Here is an 18,892-nt window from a genome sequence, read left to right as displayed (position 1 = left end):
CCCTATCGCGGCGTGAGCAGCCAGAGATCTTCGGTCGCGGCGACTTGACCTTTCAAGCCGTTCGAGAGTTCCTTGCTAACCAAATCGGTTATCTCGTACCGATCCTCATACAGGCGGCGCACCTCTGCGTCGGGAACGGAAAAAGGAGGTCCTTCCATTTGGCTCTGGTCATAGGCGAAGGTGATCAGGAATTGCGGTGCCGCCTTTGAGATGGCTGTCAGGTGTGCCGCGTAACGGGCGCGCATTTCGCCCGGCAGGGCCACCAGCGCCGCCCGGTCATAGACCGCGTCCACAGGCCCGAGCTGATCTTCCGTCAGGTCGAAGAAGTCACCGACGAAGATATCGATGCCGTTGGCGGTGTACCGGCTCATCCGGCCCGTTTCCGTGACAACGGGCGATAGGCCCAGTTCCTCGAACAATTGCCGGATCGCGTCCGCGCTCAGTTCCACGCCGACGACGCGATGCCCCCGGCCCAAAAGCCAGGCGATATCCCGCGTCTTGCCGCAAAGCGGCAGGAAAATCCGGCTGCCCTCCGCCAGATCGAGCGCCTGGAAATGCGCCTTCAGCAGCGCGTTGGTCTCCCCTTCGTGGAATCCGATTTGGTTGTTCGACCAGCGTTCATGCCAGAAGTCCGGCTCCATGGGGCGCTCCCTTATCGTGGTTTGATCCTGATGCGGGATCCAGGCTACAAGTTCAAGTCGGCTTTAGGTCAAGAGGAAAAGATGATGGCTGCGATGGATATAGGCGAAGTGGCCGAGAAATCAGGCCTGCCCGCCTCGACATTGCGCTATTACGAGGAAAAGGGGCTGATCCGGTCCATCGGACGAAACGGGTTGCGGCGGCTGTTCCCCAGCGGTGTCATGGACCGCATTGCCTTCATTTCACTCGGCCGCCATGCCGGTTTTTCCCTCGACGAAATCGGTGCGATGTTCGCCGAAAACGGCAGTCTTACGATCGACCGAGATCAATTGCAGGCCAAGGCGAACGAACTCGATACCCGCATCAAGAAATTGACCGCCATGCGCGATGGTCTGCGCCACGCCGCCGACTGTGCGGCCCCCAGTCATCTTGAATGTCCGAAATTTCAGCGGTTGATGCGCGTCGCCGTTAGGAACCCGGTCAGAAAAACCTTCGCAGAGAGGTGATTTGGCTGCGTGTGACGGGGCAACACTTAGCGGCAGGGTGAGTTGTTTCTCATGGCCGTTCTACGTTCCGACTAACGGTGGCCGCTCGCGGAAAGGCCATGTGCCTTGTGCAGGCAGTCGAGAAAGGTCATCACCAAGCGGGAAGGCTTCGGGGCGCGACGCACGATAGCCCAGTGGTCGCTGACATAGGTGAAGATGTCGGGTCGGATTTTTCGCAATGTGCCGCGGGTCTCGAACCTTTCCGCGAAATGCTCCGGAAGGAAGCCGATAAATCGTCCGGAAAAGACCAGGGCGGCAAGCGCCTCTTCGTCATACACTTCCGCCTTGCGCTCAAGTTCGAACTTGTGGCTATTCAACATATTTGGGGATTGAAAGCCGATCCCCGCATAATTGCAGGCTTGAACGTCTTTCCTGGTCACCGAGTCGTCGGGTTTGTCGAAAAGCGAGTGTCCGGCGGCGCAGTACAGATACATCTGTTCTGGGTATAGTTTCGAATAGGTCAATGTACCGAACTTCTGATGGACCGGCACGATTGCCATATCCAATCTGCCCGTCAGTATCCCGTTCTCAATCGTGTTGACCGGCTCTCCGTAGAAGCCGAGGGTCACGTCGGGCGCGACTTCGTTGAACATGGCGATGGCCTTCGGCAGATGGGCTGCCGGATTGGTCACCGATTTGTCGAACATCGCGACGGAGAGGTGGCCCGTCATCTTCGCGTGGATTTCGTTGATGTCCGATTGGAAACTATTAAGCGAGGAGAGCAGGCGACTCGCCGCCTCAAGCACCCGCTCCCCTTCCTGGGTCAGGGCGAATCCGGCGGCGCCGCGTTCGCAAAGGCGTACTGCGAGCCGTTCTTCCAGGTTGCTGATATGCCGGCTGATGGTTGAACGGCTGATGTTCAATTCGGTTTCGGCGGCCGCCAATCCGCCACAGGCCGCAACTGTGCTGAATACCCTCAGTAAGCGGATATCCGCATCACCGATCCTGCCTAGAAATGCCCTGCGAGCCATTTTTCAAAGTTTCATATTTCTGCAACTTTCATTTCGATAGTGCGTATACCTGAAACAAAACTGCAGTGCTACGGTTTTTGTCGGAACATTGACGGGCACGGTAAAACGGTAGCACGCGATGGCTTCGGAAATAACGGGCGGGGTTAGGTACGGTGCGGGCGGCTGTCGCGAGTTTCGAGTATGAGGGCAATAGTCTCTCCTTACGTGTCGAGAGACGCGAGGACTTTGAACGCAAGGGGCTGTACCGCGGCGATCGGATTCTGACAGCGGCCAAAGGGAAGAAGACCGCTTTGGCCGGCGGTATTGATACGCTCACTGCTGCAAAGGTGGAAATTGTCCCCATCCTGGCTGCGAAGGGCGGTGCCGGTGGCCATGTCGAAGACGGGTTCTGTGAAGAATCCATTCAGGAAATCGTAGACGGTGTCCGCGCGCGGATGCCGGTGGACGGCATATATCTTGCCCTCCATGGCGCGATGATTTCCGGAACGGAACACGACCCCGAAGGCAAGTTGCTGACCGCCCTGCGGGAGGTCGTCGGCCCGGATGTCCCGATCACGGCCAGCCTGGATCTGCATGCCCATGTTACGGCAAAGATGGCGCGGGCGGCGAATGCACTGGTCGGCTATGAAACCTATCCGCATGTGGATGCCTATGAAACAGCGGTGAAGGCGGCGGATCTCCTTGTCCGGGCCATGCGCGGTGAGATACGGCCGGTCACCGGTATCCGGAAATACAATGCGATCGTGCCGGTTCTGGGGGGTGCGACCGTCGGCGATGCGCCGATGACGAAGGTCGCCGCCCATGCGCGCGAGTTGGAAGAGCAGGGGCGCGCCCTCTCGGTCAGCTATTTCCCGGTTCAGCCCTGGCTGGATATGGCGGATGTCGGTATTACGGGCGTCGCGGTGACGGATGGTGACCTGCCGGGCGCGGAAGCAGCCGCGACAGAAATCGTGGACGACATGTATGCGCGCCGCTGGGAATTCGAACTACCGTCATTGACCGCGGATGAGGCCGTGCAGGCAGCGTTGAAACTGGATGCCGATCGCGTCCTGTTGATTGACGCCCCCGATAGTATCGGCGGCGGGTCCGCCGGAGATTCACCGGACCTGCTGGCCGCTATCCTGAACCATGCGCCGGAATATCCTTCCGCCGTCAGTATCTACGACCCCCAAGCTGCCGCAAAAGCCCATGAAATCGGTGTCGGGGCGGAAGCGGAATTCCAGATCGGGGCCTGGTTGGATACCCGCTGGCTCAAACCTGTAACGGTAAAGGCGCGCGTGGAAAGTTTGCATGATGGCCGCTTTACCTATCGGGGCGGGCCGCTGGCCTCGGTGGAAACCACGTTGGGGCCGTCTGCCGTGCTGCGGGTAAGCGGTTTGCGGATATTGGTTGCCAGCCATGCCGTATACGAGCACACGGACGAACATTACGCGGCTTGCGGAATCGACATTCGAACCTGTCGGCTGGCCACGTTCAAGAACCTGATGAACTACAAGAAGCTTCTCGGCGAGGGGGTGGAGTTCATCGCGATTCATGGGCCCGGCGGAACGCCGCTGCGGCTCCAGGATGTCGCCTGGAAAAACAGAAGAAGGCCGTTCTGGCCCGCGGACGACATGGAAACACCTGAGCCCATCGAATAGGGCCAGGAGGGGGAGGCCTGGCGTACTAGGCCGATCAACGAAGAGGAGACTCGCATTATGATTACGCGCCGCACACTTCTAGGCGCCGCAGCTGCAGCGCCGATCCTGGCAATGCCTGCGGTCAGTCTGGCCAGCCGTACCAGGACGCTACGTTACGTGCCTGCATCCAACCTGACGGTCCTCGACCCGATTTTCACGCCGGCTGCCGTCTCGGTCACGCATGGTTATTGCGTGTTCGATACACTCTATGGTGTGGATGCAAACCAGCAACCGAAGCCGCAGATGGCGGCCGGCCATACGGTTTCCGAAGATGGGCTGGAATGGCGCATCACACTGCGTGACGGTTTGAAGTTCCACGATGGTGAGCCGGTCCGCGCACAGGATTGTGCGGCCAGTCTTGCGCGTTGGGCGAAACGGGACCCCTTCGGGCAGGCGCTCGGAGCCGCCGTCGAGTCCTGGGGGGCTGCGGACGACAAGACGATCTCCATCAAGTTGACCCGCCCGTTCGGTCCATTGCTGCATGCTATCGGCAAGCCGCATTCACGGCCGGCGATGATGATGCCGGAACGCCTGGCGAACACGGATGCAAAGACGCAGATCACTGAAATGGTCGGGTCCGGCCCCTACCGTTTCAAAGCGGATGAATACGTTTCCGGCGATCGTGTGGTGTACGAAAAGTTCGAGGATTATGTGCCGCGCGCAGAGCAGGCCGAATGGACCACCGGCGGCAAGGTCGCGCATTTCGACAGGTTGGAATGGCAGATCATTCCGGACGCCGCCACGGCGATCGCGGCGATCCAGTCCGGCGAAGTGGATTGGCTCGGATCCGTACTGACGGACCTGCAGCCGGTGCTGGAAGCGCATCCGGACGTGACGATGCATCGGACCGATCCGTTCGGCGTGATGCATGTGATCCGCTTCAACCATTTGATCCCGCCCTTCGACAATGTCGAACTGCGCCGCGTGGTGCTGAAGGCGATCGACCAGACACCGTTCCTGCAGTCGGTGGCGGCGAATGAGGCGGACCGGCAGGTCTGCATGTCCCTGTTCCCCTGTGGTACGCCGGGGGTCGAAGAGGTCGGCAATGGCGTCATCGGTTCGCTCGATATCGAAGCCGCGAAAAAGGCTGTGATGGATGCGGGTTACAAGGGTGAAAAAGTCGTTATTCTGAACCCGACGGACATCGCTTCCATCCACCCGCACGGGCTGCTCGCCGCCGACCTGCTGAAGAAGATCGGTTTCAATGTCGATCTTGTGGAGACAGATTGGGGAACGGTCGTTCAACGCCGCGTTTCCAAGGAAACGGTCGAAAACGGCGGATGGAACATCGCCTGTACCAACTGGCCGGCGATCTCCATCAACAACCCCGCGACGAACGCGACCACGCGCGGCCTCGGCGACAGCGGCTGGTGGGGCTGGTACGAGGACGAGAAAATGGAATCGCTCGTCGTCGATTGGCTCGCTGCCGGCAGCAAGGACGAAGCCGACAAGCTCTTCCTGGACGTTCAGAAACGGGCCATGGACATGGTTCCGACGGCGCCTCTGGGGCTGTCCTTCCGGACGGGCGCGGTGCGAGCCGACCTTCAAGGCGCGCTCCAGGGTTCCGTGGATATGTTCTGGAACATCCGTCGGGCCTAATACATCATTGATCCGACCCCCATTCGCGGCGCAGCGGTGCCGCGGATGGGGCGGGTCGGCGGCCGAAAGGCCGACCTATTTACCGGGAACATCTAGAAGCGAACGATCCGACGATGGGCGCCTATATACTGCATCGTGTACTCGCGGCGATTCCGGTCGTCGCCTTCGTGATGATCTTCGTCTTCAGTCTACTCTACATCACACCGGGCGACCCGGCTGCGATCCTGGCCGGCGATCAGGCGACACAGGAAGAGATCGAAGAGATCCGCGAGGAACTTGGCCTGAACCGAAGTTTCCCGGTCCGCTTTGTCGAATGGTCTGTCGGTATCCTGCACGGTGATTTCGGAAAATCGATTTTCACGCAGTTGCCGGTATCTGAAATGATGCTGCAGCGGGTCGAGCCTACGTTATCGCTGATGGTCGTCACCCTTTTCATCGCTATCGCGGTGGCGGTCCCGCTGGGCGTGGTGGCTGCTTGGAAACACGGTTCCCTGTTGGACAGGGGCATCATGCTGTTCGCCGTTCTAGGGTTTTCCGTGCCCGTCTTCGTGATCGGGTACGTGCTCGCCTGGTCCCTCGCCTTGAAACTCGGATGGCTGCCGGTGCAGGGCTATACGCCGTTTTCGGAAGGCTTGTGGCCCTGGCTCAGAAACCTGCTGTTGCCGGCGACGACCTTGGCGACCTTTTACATCGCGATCATCGCGCGCATCACGCGGGCAACCATGCTGGAGGTTCTTCAGCAGGATTATATCCGCACCGCACGGGGCAAAGGCGTTTCCGAGAAGGCCGTGCTCTTCATCCATGCGCTGCGCAACGCGTCCGTTCCCATCATAACGGTTATCGGGATCGGTATCGCCCTGATGATCAGCGGCGCCGTCGTGATCGAGAGCGTCTTCGCGCTGCCCGGACTCGGCCGGTTGACCGTGGATTCGATCCTGCGCCGCGACTACCCGGTCATCCAGGCAATCATCCTGGTCTTCAGTTTCGTCTATGTCCTGATCAACCTGTTGATCGACCTGAGTTACACTTTCGTTGACCCGAGGATCCGCTATTGAGTGACAGTCCCACGGATTTCAGGGCCCTTCCCGCGGCGGAACGCCGCCCTGCGATCCTCACGCCGCCGCCGCAGCTTCCGCCAATTGTCCGGTCCATCCGGCAGCACCCGACCATGTGGCTCGGCGGTGTGCTGCTGTTCAGCGTGGTCCTGATGGCGATATTCGCCCCGTTGATCGCATCGGCGGACCCGACCGCGCTCAATCCGGCAATGCGGGTAAAGGACCCATCGCCGGAGGCCCTGTTCGGAACCGATATGATGGGACGGGATATCTTCGCGCGGACGGTTTACGGCGCGCGGGTTTCCCTTATCGTCGGTATCGGCGTTGCCGCGTTCGCGACGGCCGTCGGTCTGGCCATAGGTCTGGTCGCCGGGTTCACCCGTTGGGCGGACAACATCATCATGCGCATCATGGATGCGATGATGTCCATTCCTGCCATCCTGCTCGCCATTGCGTTGATGACGCTGCTGCGCGGCGGATCGATCTTCAATGTCATATTCGCGATTACGATCGCGGAGATACCGAGGGTGGCGCGGCTTTCGCGCTCCGCCGTGTTGACGGTCCGCGAACTGGCTTATGTCGAGGCGGGTATTGCCTGCGGCACATCCAAGTTCGGCATCATCTGGCGCCACATCATGCCCAATACGTTGGCCCCGATCACGGTGCAGGCGACGTATATCTGTGCGTCCGCGATGATCACGGAGGCGATCCTGTCTTTCATAGGCGCCGGCTTACCGACCTCCGTTCCGTCATGGGGCAATATCATGGCGGAGGGACGGGCCCTCTGGCAGGTCAAACCCAATATCGTGTTTTTCCCGGCGCTTTTCCTTTCGATTACCGTGCTGGCGGTCAACCTGCTGGGCGACGGGTTGCGTGACGCGGTCGATCCCCGCCTGGCGAAAAGGGTCTGACCCATGGCGTTGTTGGAAGTTCGCGATCTTCAGGTTCATTTCCGCACGGCCACCGCGGTCAACCGGGCCGTCGACGGCCTGTCCTTCGATGTCAATTCCGGCGAAGCCCTGGCGATTGTCGGCGAATCCGGTTGCGGCAAGTCGGTGACGTCGATGTCGATCCTGCGCCTGCTACCGACGCCGCCTGGTAAGATTGCCGGTCGCATTTCTTTCAACGGCGAAAACCTGATGGAGAAGTCGGAATCGGAGATGCGCGCGCTGCGTGGCGGCCGTATCAGCATGATCTTCCAGGAGCCGATGACCTCGCTCAACCCGGTCTTCAGTATCGGCAAGCAGATCGGTGAAGCTGTTCGCCTTCATGAGGGACTTGGGCGCGCGAAGGCGCGTGAACGAGCGGTGGAAATGCTCAGGCTCGTCGGAATCCCTTCCCCCGAAAAGCGGGTCGACGAATATCCGCATCAGTTATCCGGTGGCATGCGCCAACGCGCGATGATCGCCATGGCGCTTGCCTGCAATCCTTCGCTGTTGATCGCGGATGAACCGACGACCGCGCTGGATGTCACGATTCAGGCGCAAATACTGGAACTGCTGCAGGACCTTCGAAAGAAGACGGGCGCGGCCATTCTGCTGATCACGCATGACTTGGGCGTGGTTGCGGAATTCGCCGAACGGGTTCTGGTCATGTATGCCGGCCGCAAGGTCGAGGAAGCGAGCGTGACCGACCTATTTTCCACCCCACGTCATCCTTACACACAAGGCTTGATGGGCGCCGTACCCCGGCTTGGCGCGTCGCGCGACAATGGTGAAGCGGCGGCGCTGGTGGAGATACCGGGTCGGGTGCCCGATCTGAGTCAGCCGATCGAAGGGTGCGTTTTCGCCGCGCGGTGCCCTCGCGCCGAACAGGTTTGCCGACAGGTAGATCCCGCCCTGGAAGCCAAGGCGCCCCGTCACCTGGCCGCGTGCCATTTCGCTCCGAAGGACGCCGTGGCCCATGACTAGTCGGACAGCAGCGACAATGCAGGACGAAGCGCACCGGGAACCGATCATCGTGGTGCGCGACCTGGTGAAACACTTTCCGATCAATGGCGGATTGTTCGGCAAGGTGGTCCAGCGGGTGCATGCGGTGGACGGTGTCAGCTTTGAAATCGCAAAGGGAGAGACACTGGCGCTGGTCGGCGAATCCGGTTGCGGGAAGTCGACGGTGGGCCGGTGCTTGACGCGCCTCACGGATATCACCGCCGGGGAAATATTCGTCAACGGGCAGCGCATCGACGGTCTGGGCGAAAAGGACATGCGGCCTGTTCGGAAGCGGCTCAGCATCGTGTTTCAGGACCCGTTCTCCAGCCTGAATCCGCGTATGAATGTCGAAGCGCTGATTTCGGAGCCGGTTCGCAATCACAAGATCGTCCAGGGCCGGGACGCACGCCGGAAATATGTCGGTGACCTACTCGAGCGGGTCGGATTGCGCCGCGAGGACATGGCGCGGATGCCGCACCAGTTTTCCGGCGGTCAGCGCCAACGTATCTGCATCGCGCGTGCCCTGGCATCAAACCCGGATATCATCGTTTGCGACGAAGCGGTCTCGGCCCTCGATGTTTCGGTGCAAGCGCAGATCATCAATTTGTTGATGAAGCTGCAGGCGGATCTGGGCCTGACGATGCTTTTCATTTCGCATGATCTGGCCGTGATTGAACATATGAGCGACCGGGTCGCGGTCATGTATTTGGGCCGGATCGTTGAAACGGCGGACCGGGATACGCTGTTCCGCGCCCCCAAGCATCCCTATACCAAGGCTCTGCTTTCCGCCGTTCCGCTGCCTGACCCGACCGCAAAGCGCGAGCGGGTCATCCTGACCGGCGATGTGCCGAGCCCGATCAACCCTCCCAGCGGTTGCTGTTTCCGAACGCGTTGTCCGATCGCTACCGATGAATGTGCCGTAACCCGTCCGGAATTGGCCCCCGTCGGGCACGGGCACGCGGTTGCTTGTCTGAAAGTCGAGGCGGAGGTCATGGGCAGAAAGACCTAAAAGCCGAAACTCTAATGTCAGGAAATTCAGGGGAAACGTGTGACCGTATAGTTTCAAAAATACGCAACTTTGATTTCGAAGATGCATATGCCTGAAACATGAGCCGAGTGATAAAATCCAAATCGTCTCACTTGAACAGGGGAATAGGGGTGTTTCTGTACTTCTGTCGGTGAGCAGCGGTGGTCCGAAAGAACCTACCGTAACCGTTTTGGTCCGCGGGTCCGCGTGAACAGGAGTTTCGTTGTTTACGTGTTCTTCGACGAAGCACGTGCTTATCTGTAACGCATTGGGATAGTGCTCCATGGAATATCTGAAGCAGGCGCCTGCACCGGACGAGTCCGTCGACCGTTCCATCCGGCAAACGGTGGATGTCATGCTGACGGAAATCGAAAAGCGCCGGGAGGCCGCGGCCCTCGAATTCGCTGAGAGGTTGGACGGCTGGACGGGCGATGTGGTGCTGTCCGCCGAGAAGCGTGCTGACCTGATCGCACAAGTGCCGGGGCGTCTGCGTCGGGACATTCAGTTCGCCCATCGCCAGGTTTCCCGCTTCGCGGAGGCTCAACGGGACAGTCTGGCGGAATTCGAAATTGAAACGGAACCCGGCGTGCGGCTGGGCCAGCGCGTCATGCCGGTGCAATGCGCCGGCTGTTATGTGCCGGGCGGCCGCTATGCGCATATCGCTTCCGCGATCATGAGCATTGCCACGGCAAAAGTCGCCGGCGTGCCCTTCGTCGTCGCCTGTTCTCCGCCATACAAGGGGGCAATCCATCCGGCGATTGCCTATGCCATGGATTTGGCCGGGGCGGATGTCATTCTGGAGATCGGCGGAGTTCAAGGTGTGGCGGCGATGGCGAATGGCCTATTCACCGGTCGCGAAGCCGACATTATTGTCGGCCCCGGCAACGCTTATGTTGCGGAAGCCAAGCGTGTCCTGTTCGGCCGGGTCGGGATCGATGTGTTCGCCGGCCCGACGGAGTCAGCGATTATCGCGGATGAAAGCGCGGATCCGATGACGATCGCGGTGGACCTGACGTCCCAGGCGGAACATGGGCCGAACTCGCCCGTTTGGCTGTTCACGACGTCACGAACGGTTGGAGAGAAGGTCGCCGACCTGATCCCGAAGGTAGCGGCGGATATGCCGAATGAAGATGTCGTGATGGCCGCCTGGCGTGATTATGGGGACATTGTTCTGTGCGATGATCGCGAGGAGGCTGTTCAGATCAGCGACCGCTACGCACCGGAGCATGTCCAGGTCATTGCCGAAGATTTGCAGTGGTGGAAAGCCAATTTGCGGAACTACGGATCGCTGTTTCTCGGGGAAGGCAGTACGGTGACCCACGGCGACAAATGCTCCGGAACAAACCATATTCTTCCCACCAAGGGCGCAGGCCGATACAGCGGTGGTTTGAGCGTTCACAAGTTCCTTAAGATTCTGACTTATCAACAACTCGATGCCGAGGCCAACAAGACCTTCAGCGCCGTCGGTTCACGGATATCGCGCGCCGAAGGCATGGACGGTCATGCGCGGGCCTGTGATTGGCGGCTGCGCAAATACTTCCCGGATACCCAATGGGATTTCGAGGTCACGGATCAGAAAAGATACGAGACTTGATGCGTCAACGGGCGCTACGCGACGCCTCCCCGTATCGGTACGACTTGTAGGCTCCGTGTACCTCTTCCATCTCCGTGTCGTCCAGGAGTGAAATCTCCCCCATTGTGCGGGCGAGGTAGTACTGCCGAGCGAGCGTTTCCAGCCCCTCGGTCCGGGTGAACGCCTTCCTCAATGTATCACCGATGGCGATCATGCCGTGATTGGCAATCAGGCAGGCTGTATAGCGTTCCCCCATGGTTTGCGTAACGGCATCGGCCAGATCCACGCTGCCGAACAGACGGTATGGTGAACACGGCACCTCGTTGCCGCCATAGGCAGCAACCATATAGTGGAACGAGGGCAGCGCCTGCCGCATACAGGAAATGGCGACGCAATAGTCCGGATGGGCGTGCACGATGGCTTGCGCCTCGGGGCGGGTTTTATAGAGCTTCGCATGCAGGGCCCATTCGCTGGAGGGTTTCCAGTCTCCGTCGAACCGGCCGTCGAAATCCACCTCGGCGATCTGATCCGGCCGCATGATGTCGGGCGCGATTCCTGACGGCGTGATCAGCATCCGGTCACCGAAGCGCATGCTCATATTGCCGGCAGTGCCGCCGGAAAGACCGCGTTGGACGGCTTCGCGACTGTACTCGACGAGGGTCTCGCGGATTTCGGTTTCATTGACCATGGGGAGCCCTTTCAAGGTTTCATGTCGTCCAGTGCGGTCAGGAAAGCATCCGTGCCGCCGAGTTTTCCGCTCTTCAGGAAAAGCGAGACCGGGTCCGGCCCCGCCGTAACGCAATAGCCGCCCCCGTTCGGGCCGCGCGCGAAGGAGCGGACATTCTTGATTTCGAGCGCGGACACCACGGAACCCGAGGTCTCGCCCCCTGATACGATGAAGCGTCGGACACCTTGCGCGTGCAAACCCTTCGCGATGCCGGCCAAAATCCGTTCCGCCTTCCGGGCGGCTTCCATCATGCCGAGTTTCGCCTGGACTGCCTTGACCCCGGCCTCGTCCGCGAAGGTGGTCACTGCGAGCGGATGTCCATCCTGTTTCGCGCTCCAGTCGAGGGCGGCCGAGATCTGTTGTTCCTCGGCTTTGTCCGAAAGCAGGTCGATCGTCAAAACAGGATGAATCGCGCGAAACGCTTCGATTTGAGCCTCCGCCACCGGCCCGACACTGCCTGCGAGGACCGCTGCGGGGCCGGACGAATGTACCGGCGCCGGTGCCGTTCCTCCCTGCCCGGCGGTATGGGCCAGCGCCAGGGAAATGATCAAAGGGTCACTGGCCACGATTGCCCGTCGGTTGAGGGCGAGATCCGTGCTGACCGTTATGTCCTGCATGTCGCTGCAATCGAGCAAGACATGCCGATACCCCTCGGCTGTTAGTGCCTGAAGCGTCCTGCGGGCAGGATCGAGTCCGTCGATCATGTCCAGATGGGTCAAAAGGCCTAGCGGCGTTCTTGTTTGCCGCGACAGAAAACGGACCAAATTCGGGTCCTGCATCGGCGTAATCGGGTCCAGTTTCTTTGCGGACTCATTCACCAGTGTGCCGCGATAAAACAGATGTCCGAAATGAACCGTGCACCGAAATTCCGGGAAACCGGCGCTCATCAGAATGGGCAGGTCGCCATAACGGTCGGCCAGCAAATCGGCGACCGGACCGATATTGCCGTCCTCGGTCGCATCGAAGCTGGCGCAGGCTTTGTAGCCAACGGACGGGCATCCAAGCCGGTCCAGCGCGTCCAACGCTCGGGACGTTTCGGTCAGCGCTTCGGCGACCGGCGTGAGCCGCGTGCGGCCCGCGATGACGATGGCCGGCGCGGTGCAGTTATCCTCAATCGCGGCATTGGGATCGAAATAGACGGGGCATTCGATGCCAGCCTCTTCGAGATAGCTGGCCACCAGAAGTCCGCCCGTAAAATCGTCCGATACGATGCCGAATTTTGTACCCATGATGGGCCTCTCCGAACCTGAAAAAGGGTAACCAGATACCGATCTCAAGGATCGGTTATGACAAGTTAACAAAATTTTCTATTGCCAAACACACCAGAAAACGGTCTGAGTCAAATACGAGTTGGGTGATAATAGAATTTTCAATGATTAATGAAGCCCGGACTTGCTGCTTCCAGGAGGGTGCCTTGTCAGATCGTTCAAATGTCAGCCATGCGGTGCTTGAGGGCTATGCGAAGTTCATCCGGACGGAAACCGTTCGTCTGACGCGCATCGCCGGCGCCGGTCACTATTCCTCCACGTTTTCGTGCGCGGAAATCCTTGCGGCTCTGTACTATTCACAAATGCGCATCGAACCTTCGAACCCATCCTGGGAAGACCGGGACCGGTTCGTGATGTCCAAGGGGCATGCCGCGATCGGGCTTTACCCCGTGCTGGCCGATCTCGGCTATTTCGATCCTACCGAATTGGACACATACACCCGGCTTGGCTCCAAGTATGGCGATCACCCCGACATGAAGAAGGTTCGCGGGCTGGACTTCTCCTCCGGCTCCTTGGGGCATGGCCTTTCGGTCGGGCTCGGCATGGCACTGGCCGGTCGCGTCGCTGGGCGTGACTACCGCACGTATGTAATGCTCGGTGACGGCGAGATATCCGAAGGTCAGATTTGGGAGGCCGTTATCGCCGCCGGCCATTTCCAACTTGGCCATCTGGTCATCCTGCTGGACCGGAACGGCCTGTGCATCGACGGCCACACGGAAGACATCATGGGAATCGAACCGGTGCATGAACGTCTGGCCGCCTTCGGATGGGACGTTCAGCGGATCGACGGACATGACTTCCCGTCCATACTCGGCGCGTTTGAAAATCTGCCTGAAGGAACGACCGGCAAGCCGCAAGCGATCGTCTGCGACACGGTCAAGGGACGCGGCGTGAAGCGCATGGAAATGTCTCTCGACTGGCATGTCGGCAACCTGGTTGGCGAAGACTATGACGACGTGATGGCCGAGCTCGAAGCGGGCCTGCAACCCTATGAACCGGAGCCGGTAGCATGACGACAGAGATGCAGAACGAAGCGGAAATTTTTCGCGGCACGACCGAAGGCAAGACAAGTCTTCGGGATCACCGGTCCGTTCGCGGGACGCCGAAGGCCGGTATGCCCGCCTTCATCCTGGGGGAGGAATTGGCCGAACTGGCGAAGACGGACCCGCGCATCATCGTTGCGACGGCCGACTTGGCCTCGGCCAACAGAACGAATGACTTTCGGGATGTACACCCGGACAGGTTCTTCGATTTCGGGATTGCCGAAAAGAACATGATTACTGCCGCGGCCGGCATGGCGTCCTGCGGGTTCGTTCCCTATGTCGCCACTTTCGCCAGTTTTGCTTCCATTCTGGGTGCGGAACAAATCCGCACCGATTGTGCCTATCCACGCATGCCTGTGCGCGTGATCGGAACGCATTCCGGCATGTCCATGGGGTTCTATGGATCGTCGCATCATGCGTTGGAGGATCTGGGCATGCTGCGGGTTGTCGCCGACCTGACCGTGATCTGCGCCACGGATGCGAATCACCTTCGTGCGGTGCTGCGGAAATCCGTGGATCATCCGGGGGCGATGTACATACGCCTCGGACGCGGGCGTGACCCGGTCGTATACGAGACCGTGCCCGACCTTGAAATCGGTAAGGCCATCCGTCTTCGGGAAGGACGTGACCTGACGATCATAACGACCGGCAGCCAGGTTCGTGCGTCGCTGGATGCCGCGGAAATTCTGTCTTCCGAAGATGGCGTGTCCGTTCGGGTCGTCGACATGCATACGATCAGTCCCCTCGACCGTGATGAAATTATTGCGGCGGCACGGGAGACAAGCGCCATCCTGACGGTGGAAGAGCATAATCTTACCGGTGGGCTCGGTTCAGCCGTTGCAGATGTTCTGGTCGATTTGCCACGTATTCCATTCTTCCGGCATGGTGTGCCTGACCGGTTCGTGGAAGTCGGGCCGCCCGCGGCACTGTATGCGGCCTACAAGCTTGATGCGCCGGGTTTGTGTGAGGTCGCGCGGGGCTTCCTCTCTGGAATCGGTTGAGCAAAAAAGGGCCGGGTTGGTAAAGAGGTGGTGAGCATTGGCTAGTCAGAATTCTCCGCTGTCCAAAGCACGGAAACCCCAACGCGTGCGCGGCAAGGAAAGGTTCTCCCAGCTGCTTGATGCGACTGCGGACATCCTGGCCGACCATATGGACACGGATGTGACGCTGGCCATGGTGGCCGATCGGGCCGGGGTGCCGCTACCCTCCGTCTACCATTTTTTTCCGAACCGTAACGCAATCTTTGTGGAATTGGCTCGGCGCTACCATCAGGAACTCGCGGAACTGTCCCGTATGGAAATCACGCCCCCGCCAAGCCGTTGGCAGGACCTGGTCTTGATCCGGCAGACGCGGGGCCGCGATTACCTGAACGCCAATCCTGCGGCTTTGCGTCTATTCATGGGGGCGGGGGTCAGTGTCGAGGTGCGGACACTCGACCTCCGGGGGAACACGGCCGCGTCGAAAACGAGGGCCCAGGAGTTCCGTGCGCGGTTCGAATGTGCGGGCTTGACCGATCTTGGGCATTGGCTCGCCGTAACCTTCGGTTTGATGGATGGGATTTGGGCCATTTCCTACGCGGAGCATGGCCACATCACGGATCGATATCTTATGGAAGCCTGGCGGGCCTCCGTTGCCTATCTTCGCACCTACCTGCCGGAAGACCTGCCATTAAAGTCGATGTCGAACGACTGAGTTAACAAAATAAAATATCATTAATAATATGCTGTTTTTTGTTTTTCCGGACAGAACAGCGTTCAGCTCATTTTCGCTGAATGTAGAGAAATCATTAAAATAAAACCAAAAAATATCTATCTTGCCGAAGCCCGCATACGGCCGGGTGCCGTCGAATATTGTAACCAACTGCGTATGAATTCTCGTTGAAAGTCAAATTTTCCGTCACTAACCTTCTATTAAATCAACAGTGTTCAAACGTCTCTGGAGGCCCTCATGTGGAACAACGCCAATGATCGCATGTTGCGCGAACGGGCGGCCGAGGTCATTCCAGGGGGCATGTACGGCCATCAGTCTGTGGCGCTGATGCCGGAAGACACGCCGCAGTTCTTCACGAAGGCCGACGGCACGCGCATCACCGATGCGGACGGCAATGTCTATATCGATTTCATGTGCGCCTATGGTCCCAATCTACTCGGATACAATCATCCCGATATCATGCGGGCGGTTGCCGATCAGCAAGCGCGGATCGACGCGGCGACCGGACCGACACCGCTGATCGTCGATTTGGCGGAGGCCATGGTGTCCATGGTCTCGCATGCGGATTGGGCGATGTTCTGCAAGAACGGGTCGGACGCGACTATGATGGCGCTGATGATTGCCAGGGCCTATCGCGGCAAGCGCAAGGTTCTGGTGGCGCGCAAGTCGTATCACGGTTCGATGCCCTGGAGCACGCCGCGCCCCGCCGGCGTCGTGGACGAAGATCGGGCACATATCATCTATTTCGACTACGGCGACGCGCAGAGCCTGAAGGATGCGGTGGCGTCCGCGGGCGGCGATCTTGCCGGCATATTCGCAACCCCGTACCGGCACGATGTTTTTGCCGATCAATCCACACCGGATCGTGAATACGCCCAAACCGCCAGGGATCTCGCGGACGAGCATGATGCCTTGTTGATCGTGGACGATGTGCGGGCAGGTTTCCGCGTCGCCCGTGATTGTTCCTGGGAAACCATCGGCGTGCGGCCCGACTTGTCGGCCTGGGGAAAGGTTCTCGGAAACGGGCAGCCGATTTCCGCGTTGCTGGGCAACGATCGGGCGCGTGATGCTGCATCGCGAATATATGCGACGGGATCATATTGGTTCGCGGCGGTACCGATGGCGGCGGCATTGGAAACGATGCGCATCATTCGGGAAACCGAGTACCTGGAAGACATGCGTCGGATCGGCACAGCGTTTCGCGATGGCCTGAACGCACAGGCCGAGGAATTCGGCATCGGTATCCGTTGCACGGGCCCGGTAACGCTTCCGATGCTGCAATTCGACGACGATCCCGATTTCAGGGTCGGTTACGGCTTTTGCCGCGCTGCAATGAAGCGCGGCGTCTATCTGTCCCCGTATCACAACATGTTCACCAATGCCGCAATGACCGAAGCGGACATTGCGCAAACCCTCGAAGCGACCGGCGCAGCTTTCGAGGAGATAAAAAGAAACCGGGCGTCCTTACAGCCATCCACCACGGTGATGGCGCTGACCGGATCTTGAATCATCAACCGTTGCGCCGACAGGGAAGCTAGTCATGAAGCATTTCAGAATTAACAAAGGGGTCGCGGCCCTTGTCCTTGCCGGTGGCGCGCTATTCGCCCAACCGGCGGTCGCCGACGAAACGGACACATTGGTGATCGCAAGGTCGATGGACGTCAATTCGCTCGATCCGTCCCGCGCTTTCTGCGACACCTGCCAGTTCTATCTCACGGCTGTATATGAAACGCTGGTAACGTTGGCGCCGGACAATAAGACACTGGTGCCGAATCTGGCCGAGAGCTGGGACGTGAACGGTGATTTCACGGAATTCACCTTCCGCTTGAAAGACGCCCGTTTCTCCGATGGTTCTCCGGTCGAAGCGTCCGACGTTATCTGGACTTTCAATCGTTTGAAGAACGTCAAGGGATCGCCCTCTTTCCTGATGGACGGTCTCGTAAGCGCAGAGGCCGTTGACGCAAAGACCGTGAAATTCACTGTCGATGCGCCGAACTCCGAATTCCTCAACAAGGTTTCCGCACCCTATACCGGTATTATCAATGCCGAGGTTGCCGAGGCTGCCGGCGCTTCCGCCGCAGACAATGCATCGGAAGCGGACAAGGCCGAGTCTTGGTTCCTGGAAAACTCGGCCGGCTCGGGACCGTTCATGTTGAAGCTCTATTCGCCGGAAGCTGAGCTTCGTCTGGCCCGCAACGACTCCTATTGGGGCAGCGCGCCCGCCTTCGCGGAAGTCGTTGTTACCCAGATCCAGGATGCCGTCAGCCAGGCGCAGGCGCTGGAAACCGGACAAGTCGATATCGCGATGCAGATCGATCCGGATACGGCTCAGTCGATCCGGTCATCGGACGTCGTTACCGAAGTCGTTCCCAGTTACAACTTCACCTATATCGGTTTCATTCCCGGCGCCAAGGGCATGGCCGATGTGCTGACCAAAGACGTTCGTCAGGCGCTTGCTCTGGCGATCGATTATGATGGCATGCTGGACTTCACGGTTGGCGGTAACGGCGCGAAACAGGCGGCCCCGATTCCGAACGGTTTTCCGGGTACCGCCGCTCTGAGCCCGCGGGAACAGAACATCGAAAAGGCCAAGGAAATGTTGGCGGCGGCGGGACAATCCGACCTGAAGCTGGTTGCCGGGTATCCCAACGACAACATTTACGGCGTCGATTTCAACATCATGATGCAGAAGGTGCAGCAGGACTTTGCCGCGATCGGCGTGGAAATGGAATTGAAGCCGTTGACCTGGGCCGTCTGGCGCGATGAGTTGGGCGCGGGTGAATGGCCCGTGACCGCCGTCTACTATGCACCGGACTATTACGGTTCGGGCCAGTACATCGCCTATTTCGGTATGATCGAGGGGTATCCCTGGGTGAAGCGCGCCGGCGTCGGCAAAGACGAATTGGTGGTAAACTCGGAAGAAGCCCCGCTCTATGCGAAAGCGCTGGCATCCTCCGGCGCCGATTCCGAAGCGGCCTATACCCAGTTGGGCAAGGAAATGATGAACGACGCGATCATCATTCCGCTTGTGTCGCCGAACCTCGTGCTGGCACATCGTAGCGATATCAGCGGTGTTCGTTATTCGGCTTGCTGCAACCTGCCGCTCGCCGAAATCTCTCGGAAGTAGT

At 59.4% G+C, this 18,892-nt stretch carries 17 protein-coding genes; 13 read left to right on the top strand and 4 right to left on the bottom strand.

Annotated features, from left to right (window positions below; genetic code table 11):
* Window positions 1-2: 2 nt before the first annotated feature.
* Window positions 3-641 carry a thiopurine S-methyltransferase gene (gene tmpT, locus ACQK2G_RS19075; RefSeq protein ID WP_425406626.1) on the bottom strand — a complete coding sequence of 213 codons (639 nt, stop codon included), beginning with the start codon at window positions 639-641 and terminating at the stop codon, window positions 3-5.
* An 81-nt stretch (window positions 642-722) separates the two neighbouring features.
* Here tmpT and ACQK2G_RS19070 point away from each other — a divergent pair, with 81 nt between their 5' ends.
* Window positions 723-1,145, top strand: coding sequence for a helix-turn-helix domain-containing protein (locus ACQK2G_RS19070; protein ID WP_425406625.1), 423 nt, complete (start codon window positions 723-725; stop codon window positions 1,143-1,145).
* Window positions 1,146-1,216: 71 nt separating this feature from the next.
* Here the strand turns inward: ACQK2G_RS19070 and ACQK2G_RS19065 are convergent, their stop codons facing one another.
* Window positions 1,217-2,155 (bottom strand): LysR family transcriptional regulator, encoded by a 939-nt coding sequence (locus ACQK2G_RS19065; protein WP_425406624.1) that lies wholly within the window; start codon window positions 2,153-2,155, stop codon window positions 1,217-1,219.
* Window positions 2,156-2,307: 152 nt separating this feature from the next.
* Here ACQK2G_RS19065 and ACQK2G_RS19060 point away from each other — a divergent pair, with 152 nt between their 5' ends.
* From ACQK2G_RS19060 to hisD, 7 genes are all read left to right on the top strand, one after another.
* Complete coding sequence (locus ACQK2G_RS19060; RefSeq protein ID WP_425406623.1) at window positions 2,308-3,795, top strand: M81 family metallopeptidase; 1,488 nt, start codon at window positions 2,308-2,310, stop codon at window positions 3,793-3,795.
* A 57-nt stretch (window positions 3,796-3,852) separates the two neighbouring features.
* Entirely contained in the window at window positions 3,853-5,433 is a 1,581-nt protein-coding gene (locus tag ACQK2G_RS19055) for an ABC transporter substrate-binding protein (RefSeq protein ID WP_425406622.1), read from the top strand.
* Window positions 5,434-5,546: 113 nt separating this feature from the next.
* Window positions 5,547-6,488 carry an ABC transporter permease gene (locus tag ACQK2G_RS19050; protein WP_425406621.1) on the top strand — a complete coding sequence of 314 codons (942 nt, stop codon included), beginning with the start codon at window positions 5,547-5,549 and terminating at the stop codon, window positions 6,486-6,488.
* The gene (locus ACQK2G_RS19045; RefSeq protein ID WP_425406620.1) at window positions 6,485-7,399 is read left to right on the top strand and encodes an ABC transporter permease; all 915 of its coding nucleotides are present in this window, start codon (window positions 6,485-6,487) and stop codon (window positions 7,397-7,399) included. The genes ACQK2G_RS19050 and ACQK2G_RS19045 overlap by 4 nt, the downstream gene beginning before the upstream one ends.
* A gap of 3 nt (window positions 7,400-7,402) precedes the next feature.
* Complete coding sequence (locus ACQK2G_RS19040) at window positions 7,403-8,398, top strand: ABC transporter ATP-binding protein (protein WP_425406619.1); 996 nt, start codon at window positions 7,403-7,405, stop codon at window positions 8,396-8,398.
* Window positions 8,391-9,425 carry an ABC transporter ATP-binding protein gene (locus tag ACQK2G_RS19035; RefSeq protein WP_425406618.1) on the top strand — a complete coding sequence of 345 codons (1,035 nt, stop codon included), beginning with the start codon at window positions 8,391-8,393 and terminating at the stop codon, window positions 9,423-9,425. Before ACQK2G_RS19040 ends, ACQK2G_RS19035 begins: the two co-directional genes overlap by 8 nt.
* A gap of 301 nt (window positions 9,426-9,726) precedes the next feature.
* Window positions 9,727-11,037: a histidinol dehydrogenase gene (hisD, locus tag ACQK2G_RS19030; RefSeq protein ID WP_425406617.1), complete on the top strand. Its 1,311-nt coding sequence runs from the start codon at window positions 9,727-9,729 to the stop codon at window positions 11,035-11,037.
* Window positions 11,038-11,041: 4 nt separating this feature from the next.
* On the opposite strand, the gene ACQK2G_RS19025 is transcribed toward hisD, so the two are convergent.
* Entirely contained in the window at window positions 11,042-11,704 is a 663-nt protein-coding gene (locus ACQK2G_RS19025) for a class II aldolase/adducin family protein (protein WP_425406616.1), read from the bottom strand.
* 11 nt (window positions 11,705-11,715) lie between these two features.
* A complete protein-coding gene (locus ACQK2G_RS19020; protein WP_425406615.1) occupies window positions 11,716-12,972 on the bottom strand; it encodes a four-carbon acid sugar kinase family protein in 1,257 nt (418 codons plus the stop codon).
* A gap of 185 nt (window positions 12,973-13,157) precedes the next feature.
* Here ACQK2G_RS19020 and ACQK2G_RS19015 point away from each other — a divergent pair, with 185 nt between their 5' ends.
* The 5 genes from ACQK2G_RS19015 to ACQK2G_RS18995 all read left to right on the top strand — a co-directional run bounded on the left by ACQK2G_RS19015 (window position 13,158) and on the right by ACQK2G_RS18995 (window position 18,891).
* Window positions 13,158-14,024 (top strand): transketolase, encoded by an 867-nt coding sequence (locus tag ACQK2G_RS19015; RefSeq protein ID WP_425406614.1) that lies wholly within the window; start codon window positions 13,158-13,160, stop codon window positions 14,022-14,024.
* On the top strand, window positions 14,021-15,055 hold the full coding sequence (locus tag ACQK2G_RS19010) for a transketolase family protein (protein WP_425406613.1): 1,035 nt from the start codon (window positions 14,021-14,023) through the stop codon (window positions 15,053-15,055). Before ACQK2G_RS19015 ends, ACQK2G_RS19010 begins: the two co-directional genes overlap by 4 nt.
* Window positions 15,056-15,092: 37 nt before the next feature.
* Window positions 15,093-15,746 carry a TetR/AcrR family transcriptional regulator gene (locus ACQK2G_RS19005; protein ID WP_425406612.1) on the top strand — a complete coding sequence of 218 codons (654 nt, stop codon included), beginning with the start codon at window positions 15,093-15,095 and terminating at the stop codon, window positions 15,744-15,746.
* A 255-nt stretch (window positions 15,747-16,001) separates the two neighbouring features.
* On the top strand, window positions 16,002-17,270 hold the full coding sequence (locus tag ACQK2G_RS19000; protein ID WP_425406611.1) for an aminotransferase class III-fold pyridoxal phosphate-dependent enzyme: 1,269 nt from the start codon (window positions 16,002-16,004) through the stop codon (window positions 17,268-17,270).
* Between the two features lie 34 nt (window positions 17,271-17,304).
* On the top strand, window positions 17,305-18,891 hold the full coding sequence (locus ACQK2G_RS18995) for an ABC transporter substrate-binding protein (protein WP_425406610.1): 1,587 nt from the start codon (window positions 17,305-17,307) through the stop codon (window positions 18,889-18,891).
* Window position 18,892: the final 1 nt, after the last annotated feature.

The organism is Hwanghaeella sp. (genome assembly GCF_965227365.1).
In the GTDB taxonomy this organism is placed as follows: Bacteria; Pseudomonadota; Alphaproteobacteria; order UBA8366; family Aestuariispiraceae; genus Hwanghaeella.
Note: the sequence above shows the minus strand (reverse complement) of the source record. Positions and strands in the feature narration are given on the sequence as shown.

Coding starts and splice junctions, on each gene's coding strand:
- tmpT (WP_425406626.1), bottom strand. CDS start 641: ATGGAGCCGGACTTCTGGCATGAACGCTGGTCGAACAACCAAATCGGA.
- ACQK2G_RS19070 (WP_425406625.1), top strand. CDS start 723: ATGATGGCTGCGATGGATATAGGCGAAGTGGCCGAGAAATCAGGCCTG.
- ACQK2G_RS19065 (WP_425406624.1), bottom strand. CDS start 2,155: ATGGCTCGCAGGGCATTTCTAGGCAGGATCGGTGATGCGGATATCCGC.
- ACQK2G_RS19055 (WP_425406622.1), top strand. CDS start 3,853: ATGATTACGCGCCGCACACTTCTAGGCGCCGCAGCTGCAGCGCCGATC.
- ACQK2G_RS19050 (WP_425406621.1), top strand. CDS start 5,547: ATGGGCGCCTATATACTGCATCGTGTACTCGCGGCGATTCCGGTCGTC.
- ACQK2G_RS19040 (WP_425406619.1), top strand. CDS start 7,403: ATGGCGTTGTTGGAAGTTCGCGATCTTCAGGTTCATTTCCGCACGGCC.
- ACQK2G_RS19035 (WP_425406618.1), top strand. CDS start 8,391: ATGACTAGTCGGACAGCAGCGACAATGCAGGACGAAGCGCACCGGGAA.
- hisD (WP_425406617.1), top strand. CDS start 9,727: ATGGAATATCTGAAGCAGGCGCCTGCACCGGACGAGTCCGTCGACCGT.
- ACQK2G_RS19025 (WP_425406616.1), bottom strand. CDS start 11,704: ATGGTCAATGAAACCGAAATCCGCGAGACCCTCGTCGAGTACAGTCGC.
- ACQK2G_RS19020 (WP_425406615.1), bottom strand. CDS start 12,972: ATGGGTACAAAATTCGGCATCGTATCGGACGATTTTACGGGCGGACTT.
- ACQK2G_RS19010 (WP_425406613.1), top strand. CDS start 14,021: ATGACGACAGAGATGCAGAACGAAGCGGAAATTTTTCGCGGCACGACC.
- ACQK2G_RS19000 (WP_425406611.1), top strand. CDS start 16,002: ATGTGGAACAACGCCAATGATCGCATGTTGCGCGAACGGGCGGCCGAG.
- ACQK2G_RS18995 (WP_425406610.1), top strand. CDS start 17,305: ATGAAGCATTTCAGAATTAACAAAGGGGTCGCGGCCCTTGTCCTTGCC.